We start from the raw sequence: 3,471 nt of genomic DNA, 5'->3' as shown, positions 1-3,471 counted from the left end.
GAATCTGAGTAGCAGATTCACGAGGTACTGGAACATCCAGGTAATTGGTTAAAACAGGCAAAATATTTGAATAATCGCTCCAGGGAGTGTAGCTAATCTTCTGTAGTTTTCGATCGAATTGAACTAACCCTTTTCGTTGATGAAAGAAATACACTTCATCCGCTGTCACCTCAAAAGGATAGGCAAATTGACTGGGAGTATTGGGAATAAAGTCTCCGGTAAAGTCTAGTTGAATGTTGATTCTTTCCCTTGATTCATCTCTTAAGCTCCTGACAAAATAGGTTTGATTTGCTTGATTCAAGGTTAGGACGAAGATTTCACCATTTTCATCCGAATCCATATTCAATAAAACCTCTCCAGACTCTAATTTGAAAAAGCCTTGTTCGCTCGTATCCGGATGCCAATAAAAAAGGAACTTATTTTCTCGATCAGCTCCAAATAGAAAACCATTTGAGTTTTCTCCCAAAATATATAAGATAGGAGCCAGGGCTTCTTCAGTAATCCAATCTGGTCTTACCTCATAAAAGAAACTCCGGATACCATCATATTGGAAAAATGACAATCTGAATTCTCTAGCTGCATCTCCACATGGGTTGACCCAAAGTCTTCCCCTTGAATCGATAAAACTCTGATCAACACAATTCGAAGCCAAGCCATTGGAAAGTGTGTAGTGCTCAGTTACTGTTACTTTGGGGGGAGTTAAAAATACGGGATCATCCTGTGCATAAACCATGCATGACATGCATAAAAAGATGATTTGAAAAAAATATTGTCTAAATAACTTAGTGTTCACTTTCAGAATTCTATGGTTTAGATGAAGGTGAGAAGCAACACCTATATTACCTAAAAAAAAGCTTTTAAAGTAATCAATTCGCATTTTTCAACGTTTCAATTCAAATTTTTTTTCTGAAAAAAACATGACTTTGAATGTAATAATAATGCTCAAAGCATTGACAAAAGTTAAGTCCAAAAGTAAATTCAACGCTCTAATTGAAAAATAATTTTCCTGCTTTTATCAAATTTCTTTCTACCTACCTAGTTGCTTTTGAGTCTGTCTTTCCCTTCAAAAATGTGAGACACATTCCATCCATTTTGCATCTAGGTCAAAAGAGTTTACTGGGAGGATTTGGGATTTCCTTTTTGATTCACAATTTCTTGAGCTTCTTCCTGAGTTCCAAGAGCAATTGCAATACCCCTAGTGTCTGGATTTTGTTCCAACATAATTTTAATGGCTATTGTCAAGGGAACAGAAAGGAACATTCCGACAGTACCCAGAATAAATCCCCAAAAAATAAGAGCAAAAAACACAACAAATGTAGAAAGCCCCATACCTTTACCCATAATTTTAGGCTCAAGTACGTTCCCGATCAAAACATTGACTACCCCAAAAACCAAGATAGTCGATAAAGCGCCTCCAAAACCCATTTGTATAGCAGCGAACAGGACAGCAGGGATTGCTGCCAGAATCGAACCAATATTTGGAATGTAGTTTAAAAGAAAGGCTAAAAGCCCCCATAAAACCCCATAATCCACTCCAAGGATGGCAAGCAAAATCCAGATACAAATCCCTGTTAAAAGACTTGTAAAGGTTTTAATTGAAAGGTAATGGCGGATGCTGGTGCCGATCACATTAAAGTATTTCAACCTATCTGTGGAGCCCGTTACAATTGCCTTGACTTTGATGGAGATACTATCCAATTCCAATAAAAGGAAGAGAACTAGGAAAAATATGGTGAAAGCGTTCCCTAAAAGCCCTCCCAATTGACCTAGGATTCCAGCAGTCAACCCCATGATTCGCGAAGGATCAAATACTTTTGACATTTGAGTTAGAGAAATATCTATTCCCTTGTCAGCAAAAAATTGAGTAACCCCAGCCATCATTCTAGTCAAATTTTCCTCATAAAAAGGCGCCTGGTCTGAAAATGATGATAACGAATTAACAATTAACTCACCAAAACCAAAAAATGTGACCAGTATACCAACAAACACAATGACAATTGCAAATCCTTGAGATACACCTCTTTTCTGCAGCCAAAAAATTGGTTGTGCGCAAACAATACTTATGAAGAGTGCTAATAACATTGGCGTCACCAATGAATTGGCATATATGACACCTGCTATAATGATGATAAATGAAGCAGTATAGATCGCGGCTCCAATTTTCTTTGTCGCATTCATAAATTCAAATTAATACATCAGATATCTGACAGGCACCTCTAAAAGTAATTAAGTAACAACAAAGTACTCGAATTGCAGAAATATTCCTAGGAATGAAAATCTGCTCTACGGACTCTTACGTGTGAAAAAGCCAAAAAAATTGGGCTGATATAATTAATAAAGTTTTCCATCCAAATCACATCTTATAAAAACTATTCAATCCATTTACGAGACCATTTAATGGATACTCTCCTATCTTTTGTATAAATCTCTTTTAAAAATCATAATAGAACAACAAGTTGAACCTTAAGGCATTTCCATAGACTTCATTTTTATTAACTCGCTTTCCCCAAGTAATCTCAGCCCCAGTCTTGGCACCATCTGTAATATCCCAAAAGGTATTCATTCTCATTGTATGTCCCTTATTATAGATATTCTCTTCCGTAAATGATTTTTTCTCCAAACTCACATATCCATATGTAAAGTTAGAGGAAAGAGAGGCTTTCCATTGATGTGCATAGGTGGTATAAAAGCCAAAAGTATAGGGTGAAGTGTAATTTCCACCCGGTAGAAATTGAATATCATATCCCTGACCTTCGAACTCGGTAAAATATCGAGAAATAGCCTTTCCTAAGACTCCTTGAATATACCATTTACCCTTATACCATGAATTTAGAATAGTAGAACCAGAAAGTCCCCACCCAGTAATTACCCCTAAATTATCTCCATTTCGTCCAGATAGGATAGGAAGAATTCCGGAAAGTTGAGCAGAACCCCACTCGAAAGTTCTATCCGCTCTTAGGGTAATATCCGGCGTTAATTGAAAACTCTCAATTTGCAGGGAGTCAGGAATATTAAGATCAGGTGGAAAAAACTCTAAACCAACTGCAATATTTGTCTTATTGAGAACTTTAGGTATTGAATATCTTATTTGGGGTGTTCTAACCACCACAGATCCAGTAGGGCCTGAAAAATTCACCAAAGGTGGCAGAGCATTTATATGAGAAAACAAGCTCCAGGTCTGCCCAAACAAAAAGCTACCCATTTGTCCATAAGCATGCCTGATTCTATAGCCATTTGGTCCGGCAAAATCTGTTTCCAGCCTGATAAAGACATTCCCTTTTTCTGTTTTCCTTGTGATTTCAAATCCCAAGCGTGTTTGCTCCAACCCATTGTAGTAATTCGGTATTATTTTACCGGTAGTAGGAGTTGGGATTTCTGAGGTATTAAAGGTGTTTTTGCTTTGAAGTTTTATTTCATCATACACGACCAAATATCTAACTGAACCCAGAATCCTGAGCTGCATTTTTTGAT

At 37.0% G+C, this 3,471-nt stretch carries 3 protein-coding genes; all 3 read right to left on the bottom strand.

Annotation, left to right across the window (positions count from 1 at the left end):
- Window positions 1-742: hypothetical protein (locus Q0L68_RS18175; RefSeq protein ID WP_296705678.1), on the bottom strand; the 742-nt coding region annotated here is incomplete at its 3' end.
- A gap of 371 nt (window positions 743-1,113) precedes the next feature.
- On the bottom strand, window positions 1,114-2,178 hold the full coding sequence (locus Q0L68_RS18170; RefSeq protein ID WP_296705677.1) for an AI-2E family transporter: 1,065 nt from the start codon (window positions 2,176-2,178) through the stop codon (window positions 1,114-1,116).
- A gap of 253 nt (window positions 2,179-2,431) precedes the next feature.
- Window positions 2,432-3,471: DcaP family trimeric outer membrane transporter (locus Q0L68_RS18165; RefSeq protein ID WP_296705676.1), on the bottom strand; the 1,040-nt coding region annotated here is incomplete at its 5' end.

The organism is Algoriphagus sp., from assembly GCF_024642405.1.
Lineage (GTDB): Bacteria > Bacteroidota > Bacteroidia > Cytophagales > Cyclobacteriaceae > Algoriphagus.
The sequence above is the reverse complement of the archived record's forward strand: the minus strand, read 5'-3'. Positions and strand labels throughout refer to the sequence as shown.

What these genes read in the sequence shown, in the direction of transcription:
- Q0L68_RS18170 (WP_296705677.1), bottom strand. Translation starts at nt 2,178, where the DNA reads ATGAATGCGACAAAGAAAATTGGAGCCGCGATCTATACTGCTTCATTT.